Origin of the sequence: Paenibacillus sp. FSL H7-0442 (genome assembly GCF_038593105.1) — a bacterium.
Taxonomy (GTDB): domain Bacteria; phylum Bacillota; class Bacilli; order Paenibacillales; family Paenibacillaceae; genus Paenibacillus; species Paenibacillus polymyxa_D.
This window is the reverse complement of sequence record NZ_CP151963.1, coordinates 185001-204811: the sequence shown is the minus strand read 5'-3', so window position 1 is coordinate 204811 and position 19811 is coordinate 185001. Positions and strand designations below refer to the sequence as shown.

Sequence of the window (19811 nt, the reverse complement as noted above, 5' to 3'; positions counted from 1 at the left end):
GCCTCCTTTAAGTGATGTTTGGAGCAGGTCTCAGACCTGCTTTTTAAACGTGGAGAGCGGCTGCTTCAGCTTCTGTTTGATACCACACACGCTGTCAATCTGGCGTGCATAGCGGCTTACGGTCGATACGGAAATACCATAGCGATCGGCTACTTCCTGATAGGTGACTGAATGATGATGCATTTTGGCAGTCAAATATTCCAGCGCCGCTGCCCATCCCTCAGTATGCTGAACCATCGGAACTTCCGGGGCAAGCCGATCCAAATACTCCAGCCACAGCGATCTCAAGTCGTGCTGCATGACCGGATCGGATGGCTTGCTCATAACGGTCAGTACCTTATCCAGCACTGCCTGCCATTGTGGATCAACCGGGGAGGCAGATACATCACCTTCAATTGTATGAGGATCGTTCTCAACCTCCAACTGATCAGAACGTTCCGTTTCCGGGTACATTTTCTGCTCACCCTGCTCCGCCAGCTCTTGCAATACTTGCAAGGCACGGCGTTTCAGCTCATCCTCCTGGTCCGGGTCTTCTACGAAGGACTCCAGTGCCTGACGCACCTCATCATCACCGATCAAGCTTAACGCCTGAATGACCTGAAGCTGAGTCGCCCGGTCCCCGTGGCGCAAGGCCCAGAAGAAGGATGACCGGATTAGCGGGTCCTTCTTCATGCTGTCAGGCACCTGGTCAGCACCAAACTTCTCCCACATGCGGAATTGCTCCTCAAACGGGAGATGATAATGATAGCTGAGCACTTGCAGCGGTGTACCCTCCTGCTGGAGTTCCTCCAGTCGGGACAGGAAAAACCGCGGAACTTCCGAGGAAGCATCCTGCTTTTGCAAATGACTCCACAACCGCCGTGCTTCCGCATATCTTCCCGTATTGCTGGCAGCTACCGCCGTGTAATGGTACAAAGAAGCGTCCGCATTGTTCTCTCCATCGCCATGAAGCAACCTGCGGAAATGTCTGTAGGCCTCCTCATGGCGTCCGAGAATGCCCATAGTGGTCGCCAGCTTGAATACCTGCTCCTCCTGAAACGGTATAGTGACCGCCAAAGTCTGCACCAGACGATCCAATTCCGGGCCGCCGCCCTCGTGCTGATAAAAGATCGCCAAGTTGCACAATGCGTGTAAATTCCCCGGCTCATCCTCCAACACTTGAATAATGGTAGCCTTAGCATTTTGGAACAATCCCATGTAGTAATACGCTAACGCCAGATTATTTCGCGCAGCGAACATATCCGGTTGTTCCTCTGAAATTTGCTTGAGCAACTGGGCTGCCTGAGCAAATTTCCCCTCCTCCAGCAGGACACGAGCCTGATCATGCTCTACTACTCCCTGCCGGGCCTTAATGCGGTTCAGCTTCGTTGGACGGTCCAGCTCATAATACAGCAGCTCCATCATTTCCTCCGCTTCATCAAGAAACTGGCCTTCTTCGTCCTCCTCCAGGTACGTGACCAATGCTTTCTCCGCTTCTTCAAACTGCTCCATATTAGCGTAATTATTCGCCATATAGAAATAACACTCTGTCATCGACGAGTCTACGTCACTCAGAACAGAGGACAGGATCTCATTCGAACCTGCATAATCCCCCATCTCTGATAATATACCCGCCATATTGCAATGATTCACCGGATTATCCGGTTCATATTCAACGGCTTTGCGAAAATATTTCAATGCCTTGTCATAATGATTGCGATCAAGCGAGCGCACAGCTTTCTCAAAAAAGAAAGATGCGTCGAAACGCAAAGCAATAATCTTAGGGCTAGGTTCCGATACTCGCAGATGTTTCCCTTTCATAAATAACCAAGGCACCTCCTTTAAAAGTAACTGACATGTTCATACCCTTCAGTATACCACAACTTCAAAACGACTTGACAGTCGATCCTACCTCATTCCAAAAAACGGATATATGCTCGTATACGATAGATATATATACAAGAATACGCTAAATAGCCGAACGCTTTTCCCTGTATAAATAAGGAGCGTTCGGCTAGCCACTGGATATGATACTTAGACCCAATAAACGTAATAATTAAAGCGTCAGCGGCACCGGCGAGCGCTCGCGATGCTGAAATACGGCAAGCTCGCGATAGCCGACTTCATATAGAAGCGCGCGTGCCTTCTCCAAGTGCTCGGACAGCTTCGCCGGATCATGGGCATCCGATCCTACGGTCAGCGGGATGCCTAGCGAAAAAGCTTCGTCCAGCATGCGGCGGCTCGGGAACATCTCAGCACAGGGCTTCGAAAGCCCTGATGCATTCAGTTCCATCGCCCGACCGCTGCGGGCAACGGCTGAGAGTGCGGAGCGCTCCAGTTCACGCAGCTCCTCCATTTCCTCCGGCTTCGGATGATAGCCGAAGCGCTTAATGACATCCAAATGCCCCATGATGTCATACAAACCGGTAGCTGCCGCCTTAGAAACCGCATTATAATACGTGCGGTACACCTCAAGCACATTTTTGCCTTCCCAATGGTGTACCTGACGGAAGTCCGTGATATCCCATTCACCTAGAAAATGGACGGAACCAATCACATAATCCCAGGGATACGCGGTGATGATATCTTCGATTTCTCGTTCCCAGCCCTCAATGTAGTCGCCTTCCAAGCCAACACGAATATCAATTTGCTCTTTAAAACGTTCCTTCAGTTCCAAACATTCTTCCACGTATCGGGGCAGCTCCTCCATAGGCATCGCCATTTCCGGGTAATAGTCAGCCGGTTTTACATGCAGTAGTGGCATGTGATCGGACAAGCCGAGCTGATCCAGCCCCAGCCGAATTCCCTGCTGTACATACTCTTCCAGACTCCCTATGGCATGCCCACAGCGGGCGTGATGCGTATGATAGTCAATTTTCATGCGATCCTCCCCCTTTCAACACTACAACAAATCGTACTAATCACGACGAGGTCGTTCATGACGGCGATTCAGCTCAGCCAGCACGTGATCTAGCGGTAGCTTGCGCTCCTGCAACAGCACCAGCAGGTGATAAATCAGGTCGCTAACCTCCAGGCGCAGTTCATCATTATCTTTATTTTTGGCGGCAATGATCGTCTCGGATGCTTCTTCGCCAACCTTTTTCAAGATTTTGTCTACACCTTTATCAAAAAGATAGGTCGTATAGGCCCCTTCAGGACGTGTCTCTTCGCGCTCCTTAATAATCGCCTCCAGCTGGGCAAGTACCTCAAAGCGGTCTGCTGAAGCATTGGAAATATCATCGGTTTGATTTACCAGCGTGTGGTCTCCTGCATTTCCTGCAACAGGTGCTACAGCCGTCCCTGGCGCGGAAATATCACGGAAAAAGCAGCTCGTTGCTCCTGTATGACAGGCAGGACCGTTCGGAATGACACGTATCAACAGAGCATCACCGTCACAATCCAACTGGATGGAAGTGATTTTTTGCGTATTCCCTGAAGTAGCCCCCTTGTGCCACAGCTCCTGTCTGGAACGAGACCAGAACCAGGTCTCTCCCGACTCCAAAGACAGTTTCAGCGACTCGCGGTTCATGTAGGCCAGCGTAAGCACCTGAAGGGTGGCATCATCCTGCACAATCGCCGAGACAAGACCCACCTCATTCCAGCGGACATTATCCAGTATCTGCTCCAGAGATAGCTGTTGGTTCAATTCGTTGCTCATCGTATCTCCACTCCTCTGCGCTTCAAATCCCGTTTTAGGTCAGGGATTCCTATTTCTTTATAGTGAAAAATCGTTGCTGCTAATCCAGCATCCGCTCTGCCCGCCGTAAACACGTCATAGAAATGCTCCTGTTTGCCTGCTCCGCCAGAAGCAATAACTGGAATTCCGACGGTATCCGATACCGCAGAAGTCAGCGGCAGGTCAAAGCCGTCCTTGGTTCCGTCCGCATTCATGCTGGTCAGCAGAATCTCACCGGCTCCCAACTGTTCAGCTTCCTTGGCCCAGGCCAAGGCGCGAATACCAGATGGCGTGCGGCCTCCGTGGGTATATACTTCCCACTCGCCCCACGCCTCGTTGTACTTGGCATCAATGGCAACAACGATACATTGTGAGCCAAAGCTGCGCGCACCCTCCGCAATCAGCTGAGGATTACGGACAGCCGCCGTATTTACGCCGATTTTATCAGCCCCGGCACGCAAAATGCGTTTCATATCATCGACATGAGATATCCCGCCACCTACGGTGAAAGGAATGGCTATCTCTCCGGCTGTCTGACGAACTACTTCTTCCATGGTGGCACGCCCTTCAACTGAAGCAGAAATATCCAGAAATACGATTTCATCTGCCCCTTCCCGGTTATAAAGCGCCGCCAATTCCACCGGATCGCCTGCATCGCGTAAGTTCACAAAATTAACGCCCTTAACCACCCTGCCATCCTTTACATCCAAGCAGGGAATAATACGTTTAGCCAGCATGCCTACTCCCCCTATGCCTTTGCTACAGCTTGTACGGCTACCTGTAAATCAATGCTGCCTGTATACAATGCCTTACCCACAATAGCACCGCCTACACCCTCTTTCGCATAGGTGCTCAGCGTGACCAGATCGTCCATCTTGCTGACACCGCCGGAAGCGATCACGGTTCGTCCACTGCTTTTCGCAAGCGCTACGATAGCCTCCACATTCGGGCCTTGCATCATTCCGTCGCGGGAAATGTCTGTAAAAATGAACGTTTCCGCTCCCTTGGAGGCCAACTCAGCAGCCAATTCATCCGCTCGAACCTCCGAGGTTTCAAGCCATCCGCGCGTGGCCACATAGCCATTCCGTGCATCCAGACCAATGGCGATCCGATCACCGTAGGTACCCAATACCGCTTCCGTAAAAGCACGATCCTCAATCGCTGCCGTACCCAAGATCACACGGCTCACGCCCAGCGACAACAGCCGCTCCACATGTTCACGTGTACGCAAGCCGCCACCCACTTGTACAGGCACTTGCACCGCAGAAGCGATGCGCCCAATGAGCTCATCGTTCACCGGTTGACCTGCTTTAGCACCGTCCAAATCAACCAAGTGAATGTAGGAGCCGCCCATACGCTCCCATTCTTGGGCAACCTCCACCGGGTTTTCGTTGTATATCGTCTCCTGGCTATAATCTCCTTGTACCAGTCGTACACATTTGCCATCGCGAATATCAATCGCTGGGTATATCGTGAACAAAGTATGACCCCCTTGTGAGCTATTCAACATCTATATGCCTTTACATCCATCAACGACCAAAGTTGGCGTACCCTCAACTATAGACACATGAATCGTTACGCTCGCTTTTCCGCTTCCGCCAGTTCCAAAAACTGTCGAAGCAACCGCATCCCCATTTCCCCGCTTTTCTCCGGGTGGAACTGCATGCCATATACATGGCCTCTGCCCACGATAGCCGTTACGGGCCCACCGTAGTCAGTCACCGCCAGTAGGTCACTTTCGGCCTCCGGCTTCGCATGATAGGAATGTACGAAATACACATGTCCTTCCTCCAAGCCCTGTAACAACGGGTGGTTCGGCTGAGTCATACGCAGACGATTCCAGCCCATATGCGGCACTTTAACCCCCAGATCAGGAGCAAACCGAACGACCTCACCTGGTAAGATATTAAGCCCTTCGTGACTGCCGTATTCTTCACCACGAGTGAACAACAGTTGCATTCCTAGACAAACACCGAGCAGTGGTTGTCCAGCGCTTGCAACCTCCTGAATCACCCGATCCAATCCGCTGGAACGTAAATGCTCCATAGCATCCCCGAATGCCCCTACACCCGGCAAAATCACACCGCTGGAGGAACGAATCACTTGGGCATCTCCCGTTACTACAGCCTCATAGCCAAGACGCTCAACTGCCTTGCTCACACTATGCAGATTGCCTCTGCCGTAATCCACAATGGCAATGGACATGGGCTACAGCACTCCCTTCGTTGAAGGCACTCCCGTCACCCGTGGATCAATGGATGTCGCTTCATCCAGTGCACGTCCCAGCGCTTTGAACACCGCCTCAATCATATGGTGGGTATTTTGCCCGTAGTGAACGATGACGTGTAGCGTCATGCGAGCCTCCAACGCAAATTTCCACAGAAATTCATGCACCAGCTCTGTCGAAAAGCTCCCTACCTGCTGTGATGGATACTCCGCACGATACTCAAAATGAGGTCGGTTACTCAGATCAATGACAACCTGTGCGAGCGCCTCATCCATTGGTACAAAGACGCTGGCATAGCGCTTAATTCCTTTTTTATCACCCAATGCTTCCAGCAAGGTCTGTCCCAGACAAATACCAATATCCTCTACGGTATGATGATCGTCGATATCCACATCCCCTCTGGCCTGCACATTCAGATCAAAGTGTCCGTGCTTGGTGAACAAGTCCAGCATGTGATTCAGAAAAGGAACATCCGTTTCAATCTCAGCTTGCCCTGTGCCGTCTACTGCAAAAGATAGCTGAATGTCCGTTTCGTTCGTCTTTCGGCTGACGCTGCCTGTACGTCCTGCTACGTTATTTTCGTTCCCCATCGCCATCCACCGCCTTCTTTTCATTGTCCAATCGAACTTGTATCGCCCGTGCGTGACCTTCCAGTCCTTCATGGCGGGCAAGCTGCATAATCGTCTCACCATTGCGCAGTAGCGCTTCTTTGCTGTAATAGATCATACTCGACTTCTTGATAAAATCATCAACATCCACTGGCGAGGAAAAACGTGCCGTTCCATTCGTCGGAATAATGTGGTTAGGTCCGGCAAAATAATCGCCTACTGGCTCCGAGCTGTACGCTCCCAGGAAAATAGCTCCCGCGTTTTCGATCAGACCTACATGCTCCATCGGCTGCTCTGTCATAATTTCCAAATGTTCTGGTGCCAGTCGGTTTACAATATGGATGCCCTCTTCCAAAGTGTCGACGACAATGATAGCCCCGTATGCCTCCACCGATGCAGCAGCAATATCTCTGCGCGGTAGCTCTGCCAATTGGCGCTGTACTTCAGCTGATACTTCTTCGGCCAAGCGTTGCGAGGGCGTAACCAGTATGGCTGAGGCCATCTCGTCATGTTCCGCCTGTGAAAGCAGGTCAGCCGCTACATATGAGGCATTCGCCGTGTCGTCAGCCAACACGACAATTTCACTTGGTCCAGCTATACTGTCGATATCCACCGCGCCGTACACCTCGCGCTTCGCCAGCGCTACATAAATGTTACCGGGACCGCAAATTTTATCGACTGGTTCAATGCTATGTGTTCCGTAAGCGAGGGAAGCAATCGCTTGCGCTCCGCCAACCCTATATATTTCCGTTACACCAGCCTCTGCCGCAGCTACCAGTGTATATGGATCTATCCCTGCCTTGCCGCCTGTCGCCGGGGGTGTCACCATGACAATCTCAGGTACACCAGCCACCTGAGCGGGAATGACATTCATCAGCACAGAGGATGGATAGGCCGCTTTACCGCCCGGAACATACACGCCTACACGTTTCAACGGTCGGATAATTTGGCCGAGCAAGCTACCGTCTGGCTGTAAATCCATCCACGAATTACGTTTTTGCTTCATGTGAAAAGCACGGATATTATCCGCCGCTTCTCGAATCGCCTGTAAAAAAGAAGGCTCTACCTTGTCATATGCCGCCTTCAATTCTTCCTCCGTCACACGAAGCTGCTCTGCGATCAGCGATACACCATCAAACGATTGCGTATACCGCAGGACAGCCTCATCCCCTTCTTGGCGTACCGACTGAATAATGGTACGCACAGCCTCATTTTGCTCAGGTGTGCCGTAATCCACCTCCCGTTGGAGACTGAAATCACGGGCTGATACAATCTTCATTTGTCCATTCCCCCTTACTTGCAGCTTGCAGAATGCTCCTTTAACCCTTGGCTTATTCCTTTAGTTCATTTACTCCCGGGGTGCCACCGCATTGGGAATCACCTGATGCAATCGATCACACAAAGCCTGAATCGAGCTGTTTTTCATCCGGTAGCTGACCCGATTCGCAATCAGACGACTGGTAATATCCAGTATGCTGATCTGCTCGACCAATCCATTCTCCCGCAAGGTCTGCCCCGTTTCTACCATATCAACAATGCGGTCTGCCAGACCAATTAACGGCGCCAGCTCAATGGAGCCATTCAGCTTAATAACCTCCACCTGTTGGCCTTGCTCCCGAAAATACTGGGAAGCCACATTCGGATACTTTGTAGCGACCCGCTGACGAATACCTGGCTGCCAATCTGGTAAAGCAATCACTGACATCCGACAACGGGCGATCCCCAAATCCAGCAGTTCATACACATCCTTGTTCTCTTCCAGCAAAACATCCTTGCCCACAATGCCGATGTCCGCTGCCCCATATTCCACATACGTAGGAACATCGACGGGCTTCGCCATAATAAATTCCATGCCTAGCTCAGGCAGTGGAATGACCAGCTTGCGCGTCTCGTCCACATCCAGCGGAATGGGAACCCCTGCTCGGCGAAATAGCTCAGAAGCCTGCTTATAAATCCTTCCCTTGGGCATGGCTACTTTCAATGTTTCTGTCATGGCAGTTCCCCCCTTGTACTGGCTCTCTTCCTTCGGCTGTATAGCTGTATACCTCTGCGTACAGCCCCTGCTGCTCACGACGTCGATCTTCCGGTCCGCCCGTGAGTCCTGTCACCACAGTAAGACCTGTTGCGCGTAGCTGTGCGGCTGCGGATAACGCCTCTTGGCGTCCCTGTTCGTCATAACGGATAAGTACAGGAAGCTTCGTCTCCATTTGGATACCATCCACACCATCGACGATCCGGTTTGTCTTCAATGCAAATCCCGTTGCAGGTACGGATCGACCAAACTGCTGAAGCAGATTGTCATAGCGACCCCCGTTGCATACCGGGAACCCAATCTCCGCCGCATAGCCCTCAAAAGTCATTCCTGTATAATATGAAAAATCCCCGATCATGGTAAGGTCGATTAACACATGCTCAGATACGCCGTATGCCTCCAGTACTTCCCACACCTCGCACAAATGTGCAATGGATCGAATCGTCTGCTGCTCCACACTAAGACGGGTAGCCTGGTCACAAATTTCTTTTCCACCGCGCAACCGAAGAATAGCTTCCAGCTTATCCCGATGTTCGGGAGCCAAGCCCAAAGCTTCAATCGCTGTTCGGTAGCCCACTACATCACGACTGAGCAACAGTTCCTTTAGCGCTTGTTGTTCAGCCTGACGGCCTGGAATGATTCCCTCAAATAAGCCGTTCAGAAATCCCACATGTCCCATGGCAATTTTAAAAGAGGCCACTCCTGCCGCCTGTAATGATGCAATAGCCAATGCTACAACTTCTGCATCAGCCTCAGGCGAATCATCACCTACCAGCTCCACACCTGTCTGAAAAAACTCCGCTTCTCTTCCTGCCTCTTCCTCAATCGCCCGAAATACATTTGCGTGGTAGGAAAGTCGGAGTGGTACTTCCTCTTCCTTTAGCAACGAAGATACCACCCGCGCAATGGGAGCGGTCATATCCGATCGCAGCACCAACGTGGTTCCCCGGTTATTGAGTAATTTAAACAGCTTTCGATCGGAAGTAGAACTAGCCACTCCTACCGTATCGTAGTATTCCATCGTAGGCGTCATGATCTGGCGGTAACCCCAGCGCTCCATGCATTCGAGTACATTCAGTTCGATGGCCCGCAGCTTCGACACTGCACGTGGAAGATAATCTCGAACCCCTACAGGGATTTCGAATCCTTTTGGCTTAGACATCTCTATCACCTCATGATTTCACAATATCTTTATCATGGTAAAGTGCTAACAAACTAAAGTATATTCGATATATTATCATGCTCTACTTGTGAACGTCAACCGAACGGAGCAGCCCTTTTCTACAGATTCGCCAAGCCGCTGCCCCTTTCTATATTTTATCCAATGCAAAATACACGAATCCTAAAAAAAAGACTGCCAGCCCTAAGCCAACAGTCCAATCAATCAAAATATTTAGCTATTCATTTGTTCATCTTTACTCCGGGAAGGAAACTTCGGAACCGTGCCCAAACCGATCCATGCAAATGGTACATATCGAAAACACAACGTCACAATCAACCATGAGCCAAACAACGCCAACAACCATCCACCCGTAACAGAGAAGATATATTCTACTGGCGTTCCGTGCAAATCCAGCTTGCGATATACTCTCAATAACGCCGGGTGAAGTAAATAAATGCCGAATGAGCATGAGCCCAGCCAGCTGATTAACATTCGCAGCCTATCGTTAGCATGACGATATAATAAAACCGAGAACTGAAACAGCACCAGCGCTGAGACGAGGGCATATGCATTATGGAGCAGTTCATAGATCAGCGAGTCTGCATAGATGGCTTCGCGATATGCTACAAACCATATTTGTACATATGCTATACCCAGGAGTAGCCAAGCCACCCACAAGCCCCACCAACTGATCAACTGTCCGCGTCTAATTACTGTACCTGACACCGGAAAAAGCCACTTTTTAAACCCTTCATATCCAATCGCTACAGCTGCGCCCAAGGCAAAATAACTGATATACGTAATCGCGAGACTTCCTCTTTCCTCTTGCCAAACATATTTGTTCAGCAATACAAACCCCCATTGAATGACTAACCCTACTGCCAAAATGATACAGGCTGCTCTCCGTGGACTCGATATCCAATGACATAAGCGCTGCACTCCCCACAACAACAGTGGGAAGACCAAATAAAATTGGATGATGATGATGACATAATACAAATGCGTGTACGCCTTTCCCGTTAACAGCACGAGCGGAAGATCACTGAGCGGCATCAACCCGCGTGTTACCAAGGTCAAATAATACACAAGAGAAAACAAAACGTACGGCAACACAATAAACATCAGTCTTTTTCGGAAGAATATAAGCATATTCTTACCACGAAGCGGCCTATCGACATAATTGTAAAATAAAACAAACCCGCTCACAAAAATAAATACTGGCACCGCAAAGCTACTAAACATATTTAAAAATAGAAAAGGGTAAAACAATAGAGAATGGCGCGCATCAATTAAAGCCATTGAAGTCGCATGAATGGTAACAACGGCTGCAATTAATATTCCCCGGTAAACATCAAGCTCTGGTATACGTTCTTTTTTGACCAAATCAACACGCTCCCATATCGCTTTGCAAATATGTCTGTTATCAATTTTTAAACATAATTAACATGCATTACCCCACTTATTATACAGAAAAACAACAATAAGGAAGACCCCTTAATACATAAGGGGTCTTCCTTATTGTGCTATTTCCTACTCATCCACACCAGAGCGTCTTAAATCACGCAACGGATTGCCACCTACAAATGCACCTGCGGGCACGTCTTTATGCACGACCGCTCCGGCTGCTACGATAGCTCCGTCACCGATGGTGACACCCGGCAAAATGGTTGTGTTGGCGCCGATCAGCACATGATCACCAATCACCACTTTACCGATACGATACTCTTGTATGAGGTATTCGTGAGCCAGTATCGTTGTGTTATATCCAATGACCGAATTGTTCCCTATCGTAATATGCTCCGGAAAAAAAACATCCACCATCACCATCAGGCCGAAGGCCGCATGTTGCCCCACCTTCATCCCCAGCACTCTGCGGTAAATGACGTTTTTCAGAGAAAGCACAGGACAATACCGGGCAATCTGTATAAAAATAAAGTTCTTAATGCCTTTCCAGCGGCTCACCGTCCGATAAATCTGCCACAACGCATTGGGACCTTCTACAGGATAGCGGTTCACCCTTCTCACGATACATTGACACCTTGAAGCTCCAGCTTCAGCAAATCCCGCATATCATGCAACATGTAGTCAGGCCCATATCCGCGCAGAGTTTCCTCGCCCTTGAGCGACCAAGCTACACCAGCCGATTTCACACCTGCTGCCTGAGCTGACAAAATATCAAAAGAACTGTCTCCGACCATCAATGTATGCTTTGCTTCAGCATTCAAACCTGTCAAGGCCTTGAGCACTGGTTCAGCGTGTGGCTTTGGATGTTCCACATCGTCTACCGTTACAATATAGTCCATTGAGGAAGTCAGATTGAACAGATTAAGTACACGTATCGTGGATGGTCGTATTTTGGTTGTCACAACCCCCAGCTTAATCCCTCTCGCACGCAACTCCTGAATGACCTCAATGACATATGGAAATGGCTTCACCATTTGGTCATGATGAATCTGATTATAAGCACGGTAGTCCTTAACCAGCCTAGATACATCCGTTAATCCCGAAAAAGTACGGAGTTGATCGTCCAGCGTTCCACCCATATGAGGAATAATATGCTCCCGCGTCAGCGGATCAGCATCCGGATGATTCAAAATGTGTAGAAATGTGCTGATGATCAGCTCATTCGTATCCATGATGGTGCCGTCTAAATCAAACAAAATCGTATTTATCATAGATGCTCCTTCTTGTCCTCGTCCGTGTCTTCCTTAGGTAGCTTATCCGCCGTAGCTGTTGGAGGAACCGCGTCCTGTCCTGGACGGGATACCTGCTCTGGCATCACGTCAGGTACCTGATCAATCCCCGCTTTGCTGGAGATAATCGGATCGCTATATCGAGCAACAGATGTACCCTTCCGGCGACGAACCAAAATGAAAATCACCGCAGCTACAACAATAAAGATAGGCAGCAATTGCGAGATCCGTACATTACCGTAACTCGGGTCCAGATGCCCTGGTTCAAACCCTAGCCATACCATAGGAGACCACAAAGCATTCACAAAGGAAGCCAGCCAATCCGGTCCCTGAAAAGCCAAACTGTCCGTCCGTACACGCTCGATGAAGAAACGGCCAATTGAGTACCAAATGAAGTAAAATGCAAACATTTCGCCTGCACGCACAAATTTCATACGACGAATGACGAGCAGCAAAATCACACCTACAATACTCCACAGTGATTCATATAAAAATGTAGGGTGATGGAACACCCCGTTAACGTTCATCTGATTCACAATGAAATCCGGCAGATGCAGCTGATTCCGCAAAAATATCTCTTCCGTCGGTCCACCGTAGGCTTCCTGATTGACAAAATTACCCCAGCGTCCAATCGCTTGACCGATCAGTAGGCCTGGTGCACAAATATCAGCGATACGCCAGAAGTTATACCCTTTATACCGGAAATAAATGACCGCACATATAATGGCCCCGATCAAGGCACCGTATATCGCAATACCGCCATTCCAAATTTTAAAAACATCCCATAGATTATCTCGGTAGTCTTCCCATTTGAAGGCTACATAATAAATACGCGCTCCAATAATAGCTGAGGGAACACCCAGAAGCAGCATATCCATAAAAAAGTCCTGCGAAATACCGAATCTTTTTCCTTCACGGATGGCAAGATATAAACCCACAAGCGCCGCCAGCCCCAAAATAAGCCCATACCAGTGGACCTTGATTGCCCCGATTGAAAAAGCGATCGGATTCAGCAGTAATGTTGCCGTTGACATATGTTTCTCTCACTCCTCGTTCTTCCTTGCAAACGAACAAACCTTAATCCATCTCTTCCATATCTTCGGAAATTGTAGCAGTCAGCTTGTTTGTAAATTGCAGGGCTGCATTAACACCCATTTGTTTCAAACGATAGTTCATCGCCGCCACCTCGATAATAACAGCCAAGTTTCGGCCCGGACGAACTGGAATCGTAACCAGTGGAACATCTGTATCAATAATGCGTGTCGTTTCCTCATCGAGACCAAGACGGTCATACTGCTTGTCCTGCTGCCATGCCTCCAGACGAACAACCAATGTAATCCGTTTGTTATTACGAACTGCACCGGCCCCAAACAGCGTCATCACATTAATAATGCCCACGCCACGAATTTCCAACAGGTGACGGATCAGCTCAGGTGCTGTACCATGCAGCTGAAAATCGGACGTTTGCCGAATTTCTACCGCGTCATCTGCTACCAAGCGATGTCCACGTTTAACCAGTTCCAGTGCCGTTTCACTTTTACCAATTCCACTACTTCCTGTGATAAGCATTCCCACGCCATACACGTCACACAGTACACCATGAATAGTTGCTGTAGGAGCCAGCTTTCTTTCGAGAAAGCCTGTGATGCGGCTTGATAAAATCGTCGTCGCCATATTAGTGCGCAGTACAGGAATATCTCGCTCTGCGCTCGCCTCCACTAACTCAGCCGGTACCTCTAGACCACGTGTGACGATAATGCATGGAGTCAGCTCTGTACACAGACGCTCCATCCGATCCCGGCGTTCCTCAGGAGGAAGCATTCCCAGAAAAGCCAACTCAGACCTTCCCAGAAGCTGTACCCGCTCTTGTGTATGATATTCAAAATACCCGGCCATCTCCAGACCTGGGCGATTTAAATCGTCCACTGTGATCAGTCTTCGCAGACCTTTTTCACCGGAAATAACTTCCATTTGAAACTGCTGTACAAGCTCGGATACCTTTACCTGTTTAGCCATTTTATTCTCCCCTTCATCTGCAAAACCAGATTCTATACGTCACTTGATTTATGTAGCTTTACCCTATTAACCATACACCCCAACGCCAGTCTATCCTGCGCCAATGCACACTCCACTTGATTTAACATATGGTTCCAGGCTAGCTCCATTCCGCCAGCTGGGTTGATCCCATCTAGGACTCCTGCCAACGAACCTACATCTAGACCTGTCCATTGTACCCATCGTATCGGAATTTTCCAATGAATGCAATGCCGAAGCTAGTAGCCGTATGCGATATATAAAAAGAGTCGCAGTTCTCCGCTCGGGGAAAACTGCGACTCTCTTCCAGAGGCAAATTTTATTCGCCAACCAGAACACTCAATTCCGATTCCTTATCAAAAATATGAACCTTGTTCATATCAACAGCCAACTTCGCTTTGACACCATCACGAGTATTGGAGCGTCCGTCTACACGGGCAATAATCGTATCATTTCCAGCACCGCTCAGGTACAACAGCATTTCATGACCGAGGTTTTCCGTTACATCCACAGTGGATGTAAAGATCGTATTCGGAGAAGCCTCCAAGAATACAGGCTCTTCATGAATATCCTCAGGACGGATACCCAAGATCACTTCTTTCCCGATATAGCCCTTCGCTTTTAAAATCTGTCCTTTACCTTCTGGTACAAACAGATCCAGACCCGGCGCAGCAAAATGCAATGCACCTTCTTTTTCAACCAGCTTACCTGTGATAAAGTTCATCGTAGGAGAGCCGATAAAACCAGCTACGAACAGATTCACTGGACGGTTGTACAGTTCATCTGGGGATGCAGCTTGTTGGATAATACCATCCTTCATAACTACAATCCGGTCACCCATCGTCATGGCTTCGACCTGGTCATGGGTTACGTAGATAACAGTCGTTTCCAGACGCTTAGCCAGCTTCGTGATTTCCGCACGCATCTGACCACGCAGCTTGGCATCCAAGTTGGACAGTGGCTCATCCATCAAGAACACTTGCGGGTCACGCACAATCGCACGTCCCAAGGCAACACGCTGGCGTTGACCACCTGATAACGCTTTCGGCTTGCGGTCCAGCAGATGCTCAATATCAAGGATTTTAGCCGCTTCACGTACACGTTTGTCAATTTCTTCTTTCTTCACCTTACGGAGTTTCAGACCAAAAGCCATGTTTTGATATACATTCATATGCGGATACAAGGCATAGGATTGGAATACCATCGCGATATCGCGGTCCTTTGGAGCCACGTCGTTCACAACACGATCTCCAATGTACAATTTACCGTCTGAAATTTCCTCTAGACCAGCGATCATACGGAGCGTAGTAGATTTACCACAACCGGAAGGACCAACCAACACGAGAAACTCTTTATCTTGAATGTCCAAATTGACATCAACAACCGTAGCTTTATCTGCACCCGGATATTTTTTGAAAATATGCTCTAAACGTACACCAGCCATAGCTTTTGCCTCCCTAAGATCAAGTTATGAAATCGAATACATTTCTTACTTGTATCTTATCCTAGTCCCCGTAGCATGGCTATTCGCAAACTGCACAAAAATGCTATTTCCTTTTTGTCACTTTGTACAATAGAAGATAGAGCTTGACTAAAACCGCATCATTAAACGTCCGCACGTCCAATCCAGTCTCCTGTTTGATCTTGTCCAAACGGTAAATCAACGTATTTCGATGCACATATAGACGCTTAGCTGTCTCACTCACATTACAATCCAGTTGAAAAAAGATGTCTAATGTGGCCATCGTTTCTGAGTCTTCCAGTATGACAGATGACTTCATTACCTGCTCTAAAAATAATACGCGTTGTTCCTTGGAAATGCGGTTTAACAGCCTTTCCAAATGAAGCTCCCATGAAAAGTGGATGTGCTCTGTTACATGAAAAATCTTGCCCAAATGTATGGTCTCCCATAACAAATTCAGCTCTTGGGGAAGACTTTGCAAAGGGATTGAAGGCTTAGAAACCGCCAAATGGAATACACCCACCCACTCATTCGCAATAAGCTCATATAGACCCAAGCTAAAAGCCGTGAGAACCTCCTCCAACGATTCCGTAAAATCTGCATCCCTGGACTCAGTGTCTTTATCCCGTTCATCGTCCGCTCCTAATAAAAGCTCCTTTTTAGCCATAATCAGCCAAGACTGTTTGTCCAATGGAGTAAGCAGCACATCCCCTCCAAAATAGCTCGCGAACAATCGATGGAGCTGGGTATAAGTAATAGCCCCCTCCTGTGTTCCCTCGCCATTCAGTAAAATCGGAACCATACACGCTGATAGCGAATCACGAAGCTGCAATTCATCTGGAATCTCTTCTTCCTTGTTTAGATTGGCAGCCTGCTGTATAAGCCATTGTCCATAACGATTCATGCGCTCTTCCTCGCTATAAACCGGGTTATCCGACAATTGTGGACCGTTCTGCCAGACCTGCTCCATGTTCCCCAATAGCGCTTCTACCAGTTTCCGTTCTCGATCCGTCAAATATCTGGCCTCTACCACAAATGCAGCCAGTTCACCTGCCGACGCACGAAATGGAAAATATAACTTGTTGTCACGGACAAACGATCTATCCGGAATAACTGAATCGGCTGTCTCTCCCTCTGCCATCATTTCCGGGCACCAAGGCACTATGGTAAAAGGCGCTTGAATAATATTCTGAAGCTGTTGCTGAATCCATTCTGTATCCAGAGTCACGCGATCACCACTTCACTTTTTTTTAGAATATAGAATAAGCACTAAGCGAACATAATGAACTCATTATAACCTGTCGATACCGTAAAATAAAAAAGCTATATAAAAACATAACTTAAAACAATACAAAAAAAGCCATCAACCTATAGTTGATGACTTCTGATGAGCCATGAAGGACTCGAACCTTCGACACCCTGATTAAAAGTCAGGTGCTCTACCAACTGAGCTAATGGCTCGTAAAACTGGTGGAGGATGATGGATTCGAACCACCGAACCCGTAAGGGAGCAGATTTACAGTCTGATGCGTTTGGCCACTTCGCTAATCCTCCATATAAAGGTGGCTCGGGACGGAATCGAACCGCCGACACGAGGATTTTCAGTCCTCTGCTCTACCGACTGAGCTACCGAGCCATATCCATTAACAAAAAAATAAAGTGCGGAGGGATACCCCTTCCCACTTTAGTACGGTAAAACTATTGAATTGAAAAATGGCGGAACTGACGGGATTCGAACCCGCGATCTCCTGCGTGACAGGCAGGCATGTTAGGCCTCTACACCACAGTTCCCTGAATTTTTCAAAATTCAAAAATGGTGCCGGCGAGAGGACTTGAACCCCCAACCTACTGATTACAAGTCAGTTGCTCTACCAGTTGAGCTACACCGGCACAATGGTGGAGGCTGAGGGGATCGAACCCCCGACCCTCTGCTTGTAAGGCAGATGCTCTCCCAGCTGAGCTAAGCCTCCTGGGTATGTATGGTAGCGGCGGAGGGGATCGAACCCCCGACCTCACGGGTATGAACCGTACGCTCTAGCCAGCTGAGCTACACCGCCATAACATAATATTTCGCTAGCTTGTCCTAAATGGCGGAGAGAGAGGGATTCGAACCCTCGCACCACTTTCGCAGTCTAACCCCTTAGCAGAGGGTCCCCTTATAGCCACTTGGGTATCTCTCCATATAAATGGACTCACTTAGCAAAACTCCGCAAGTTATTCTGTATCTCAACAAAGTGATTTGGAATATCAAGCGCAATTTCAAGGTTACACCCTGAAAACTGGATCCGAAACTCATTGCGTTTTATCTTAGGATAAGCCCTCGACCGATTAGTATTGGTCAGCTCCATGCATTACTGCACTTCCACCCCCAACCTATCTACCTCGTCGTCTTCAAGGGGTCTTACATACTGGGAAATCTCATCTTGAGGGGGGCTTCACGCTTAGATGCTTTCAGCGCTTATCCCTTCCGTACATAGCTACCCAGCGGTGCTCCTGGCGGAACAACTGGTACACCAGCGGTACGTCCATCCCGGTCCTCTCGTACTAAGGACAGCTCCTCTCAAATTTCCTACGCCCACGACAGATAGGGACCGAACTGTCTCACGACGTTCTGAACCCAGCTCGCGTACCGCTTTAATGGGCGAACAGCCCAACCCTTGGGACCTACTTCAGCCCCAGGATGCGATGAGCCGACATCGAGGTGCCAAACCTCCCCGTCGATGTGGACTCTTGGGGGAGATAAGCCTGTTATCCCCAGGGTAGCTTTTATCCGTTGAGCGATGGCCCTTCCATGCGGTACCACCGGATCACTAAGCCCGACTTTCGTCCCTGCTCGACTTGTAGGTCTCGCAGTCAAGCTCCCTTCTGCCTTTGCACTCTTCGAATGATTTCCAACCATTCTGAGGGAACCTTGGGGCGCCTCCGTTACTCTTTAGGAGGCGACCGCCCCAGTCAAACTGCCCACCTGACACTGTCCTCGCACCGGATTACGGTACCAAGTTAGAACCTAGATACGATCAGGGTGGTATCCCAAGGATGCCTCCCTTCAAGCTGGCGCTCAAAGTTCGACGGCTCCCACCTATCCTGTACAGATCGTACCCAAATTCAATATCAAGCTGCAGTAAAGCTCCATGGGGTCTTTCCGTCTTGTCGCGGGTAACCTGCATCTTCACAGGTATTAAAATTTCACCGGATCTCTCGTTGAGACAGCGCCCAAGTCGTTACGCCATTCGTGCGGGTCAGAATTTACCTGACAAGGAATTTCGCTACCTTAGGACCGTTATAGTTACGGCCGCCGTTTACTGGGGCTTCGGTTCATAGCTTCGCCCCGAAGGGCTTACCACTCCCCTTAACCTTCCAGCACCGGGCAGGCGTCAGCCCGTATACTTCGCCTTGCGGCTTCGCACAGACCTGTGTTTTTGCTAAACAGTCGCTTGGGCCTTTTCACTGCGGCCCCCTCGGGCTATTCACCCTACCGAGGCACCCCTTCTCCCGAAGTTACGGGGTCATTTTGCCGAGTTCCTTAACGAGAGTTCTTCCGCGCGCCTTAGAATTCTCTTCTCGCCTACCTGTGTCGGTTTGCGGTACGGGCACCTTCTCCTGGCTAGAGGCTTTTCTTGGCAGTCTGAGATCATGACCTTCGCTACTACAATTTTCGCTCCCCATCACAGCCCAGCCTTAACGATGTGCGGATTTGCCTACACACCAGCCTCACTGCTTAGACGGACATCCATCAGTCCGCGTCACTACCCTACTGCGTCACCCCATCGCTCATAACGGATTACGGTGGTACAGGAATTTCGACCTGTTGTCCTTCGACTACGCCTATCGGCCTCGCCTTAGGTCCCGACTTACCCTGAGCGGACGAACCTTCCTCAGGAACCCTTAGGCTTTCGGCGGATCTGATTCTCACAGATCTTTTCGTTACTCATACCGGC

The 19811-nt window shown here is 49.2% G+C and carries 17 protein-coding genes, 8 tRNA genes and 1 rRNA gene (1 of these 26 only partly in view); all 26 read right to left on the bottom strand.

Translation table 11 applies throughout. From position 1 onward, the window contains the following. Positions 1-30 precede the first annotated feature (30 nt). The gene (locus tag MHH57_RS00900; RefSeq protein WP_165149358.1) at positions 31-1800 is read right to left on the bottom strand and encodes a tetratricopeptide repeat protein; all 1770 of its coding nucleotides are present in this window, start codon (positions 1798-1800) and stop codon (positions 31-33) included. Between the two features lie 235 nt (positions 1801-2035). Then, positions 2036-2860, bottom strand: coding sequence for a histidinol-phosphatase HisJ (gene hisJ / locus MHH57_RS00895; RefSeq protein WP_069012124.1), 825 nt, complete (start codon positions 2858-2860; stop codon positions 2036-2038). A gap of 36 nt (positions 2861-2896) precedes the next feature. Further along, the gene (gene hisIE, locus MHH57_RS00890) at positions 2897-3637 is read right to left on the bottom strand and encodes a bifunctional phosphoribosyl-AMP cyclohydrolase/phosphoribosyl-ATP diphosphatase HisIE (protein WP_069012126.1); all 741 of its coding nucleotides are present in this window, start codon (positions 3635-3637) and stop codon (positions 2897-2899) included. Beyond that, on the bottom strand, positions 3634-4392 hold the full coding sequence (gene hisF / locus MHH57_RS00885; protein WP_318628134.1) for an imidazole glycerol phosphate synthase subunit HisF: 759 nt from the start codon (positions 4390-4392) through the stop codon (positions 3634-3636). Before hisF ends, hisIE begins: the two co-directional genes overlap by 4 nt. An 11-nt stretch (positions 4393-4403) precedes the next feature. After that, complete coding sequence (gene hisA / locus MHH57_RS00880) at positions 4404-5135, bottom strand: 1-(5-phosphoribosyl)-5-[(5-phosphoribosylamino)methylideneamino]imidazole-4-carboxamide isomerase (protein ID WP_318628133.1); 732 nt, start codon at positions 5133-5135, stop codon at positions 4404-4406. Positions 5136-5230: 95 nt separating this feature from the next. Further along, positions 5231-5860, bottom strand: a complete 630-nt coding sequence (hisH, locus tag MHH57_RS00875; RefSeq protein WP_029519007.1) for an imidazole glycerol phosphate synthase subunit HisH — start codon at positions 5858-5860, stop codon at positions 5231-5233. A gap of 3 nt (positions 5861-5863) precedes the next feature. Further along, complete coding sequence (gene hisB / locus MHH57_RS00870; protein ID WP_029519009.1) at positions 5864-6472, bottom strand: imidazoleglycerol-phosphate dehydratase HisB; 609 nt, start codon at positions 6470-6472, stop codon at positions 5864-5866. Then, on the bottom strand, positions 6456-7769 hold the full coding sequence (gene hisD / locus MHH57_RS00865) for a histidinol dehydrogenase (protein WP_069012128.1): 1314 nt from the start codon (positions 7767-7769) through the stop codon (positions 6456-6458). Before hisD ends, hisB begins: the two co-directional genes overlap by 17 nt. Before the next feature lie 69 nt (positions 7770-7838). After that, positions 7839-8483, bottom strand: coding sequence for an ATP phosphoribosyltransferase (gene hisG / locus MHH57_RS00860; protein ID WP_061830205.1), 645 nt, complete (start codon positions 8481-8483; stop codon positions 7839-7841). Continuing rightward, the gene (locus MHH57_RS00855) at positions 8437-9684 is read right to left on the bottom strand and encodes an ATP phosphoribosyltransferase regulatory subunit (protein WP_342434707.1); all 1248 of its coding nucleotides are present in this window, start codon (positions 9682-9684) and stop codon (positions 8437-8439) included. Before MHH57_RS00855 ends, hisG begins: the two co-directional genes overlap by 47 nt. 231 nt (positions 9685-9915) lie before the next feature. After that, entirely contained in the window at positions 9916-11067 is a 1152-nt protein-coding gene (locus MHH57_RS00850; RefSeq protein WP_069012131.1) for an acyltransferase, read from the bottom strand. Positions 11068-11214: 147 nt separating this feature from the next. Beyond that, positions 11215-11709: an acyltransferase gene (locus tag MHH57_RS00845; RefSeq protein WP_029519016.1), complete on the bottom strand. Its 495-nt coding sequence runs from the start codon at positions 11707-11709 to the stop codon at positions 11215-11217. Further along, positions 11706-12359, bottom strand: coding sequence for a pyrophosphatase PpaX (ppaX, locus tag MHH57_RS00840; protein WP_029519017.1), 654 nt, complete (start codon positions 12357-12359; stop codon positions 11706-11708). Before ppaX ends, MHH57_RS00845 begins: the two co-directional genes overlap by 4 nt. After that, positions 12356-13411: a prolipoprotein diacylglyceryl transferase gene (gene lgt, locus MHH57_RS00835; RefSeq protein WP_029519019.1), complete on the bottom strand. Its 1056-nt coding sequence runs from the start codon at positions 13409-13411 to the stop codon at positions 12356-12358. The genes ppaX and lgt overlap by 4 nt, the downstream gene beginning before the upstream one ends. A gap of 43 nt (positions 13412-13454) precedes the next feature. Next, the gene (gene hprK, locus MHH57_RS00830; protein WP_029519020.1) at positions 13455-14393 is read right to left on the bottom strand and encodes an HPr(Ser) kinase/phosphatase; all 939 of its coding nucleotides are present in this window, start codon (positions 14391-14393) and stop codon (positions 13455-13457) included. Positions 14394-14730: 337 nt separating this feature from the next. Beyond that, positions 14731-15855 (bottom strand): sn-glycerol-3-phosphate ABC transporter ATP-binding protein UgpC, encoded by a 1125-nt coding sequence (ugpC, locus tag MHH57_RS00825; RefSeq protein WP_029519022.1) that lies wholly within the window; start codon positions 15853-15855, stop codon positions 14731-14733. Between the two features lie 103 nt (positions 15856-15958). Then, positions 15959-17101 (bottom strand): helix-turn-helix domain-containing protein, encoded by a 1143-nt coding sequence (locus tag MHH57_RS00820; protein WP_342434706.1) that lies wholly within the window; start codon positions 17099-17101, stop codon positions 15959-15961. A gap of 160 nt (positions 17102-17261) precedes the next feature. Then, positions 17262-17334 (bottom strand) — tRNA-Lys (locus tag MHH57_RS00815). Positions 17335-17341: 7 nt separating this feature from the next. Beyond that, a tRNA-Tyr gene (locus MHH57_RS00810) sits at positions 17342-17427 on the bottom strand. 9 nt (positions 17428-17436) lie between these two features. Further along, positions 17437-17509 (bottom strand) — tRNA-Phe (locus MHH57_RS00805). A 78-nt stretch (positions 17510-17587) separates the two neighbouring features. Further along, positions 17588-17664: transfer RNA gene (locus tag MHH57_RS00800), tRNA-Asp, on the bottom strand. 23 nt (positions 17665-17687) lie between these two features. Continuing rightward, positions 17688-17763: transfer RNA gene (locus MHH57_RS00795), tRNA-Thr, on the bottom strand. A 4-nt stretch (positions 17764-17767) separates the two neighbouring features. Beyond that, positions 17768-17843 (bottom strand) — tRNA-Val (locus tag MHH57_RS00790). A 10-nt stretch (positions 17844-17853) separates the two neighbouring features. Then, positions 17854-17930, bottom strand: a tRNA-Met gene (locus MHH57_RS00785). A gap of 31 nt (positions 17931-17961) precedes the next feature. Further along, positions 17962-18053 (bottom strand) — tRNA-Ser (locus MHH57_RS00780). Between the two features lie 128 nt (positions 18054-18181). Then, positions 18182-19811 (bottom strand): 23S ribosomal RNA (locus tag MHH57_RS00775); it runs 1299 nt beyond the window's last position.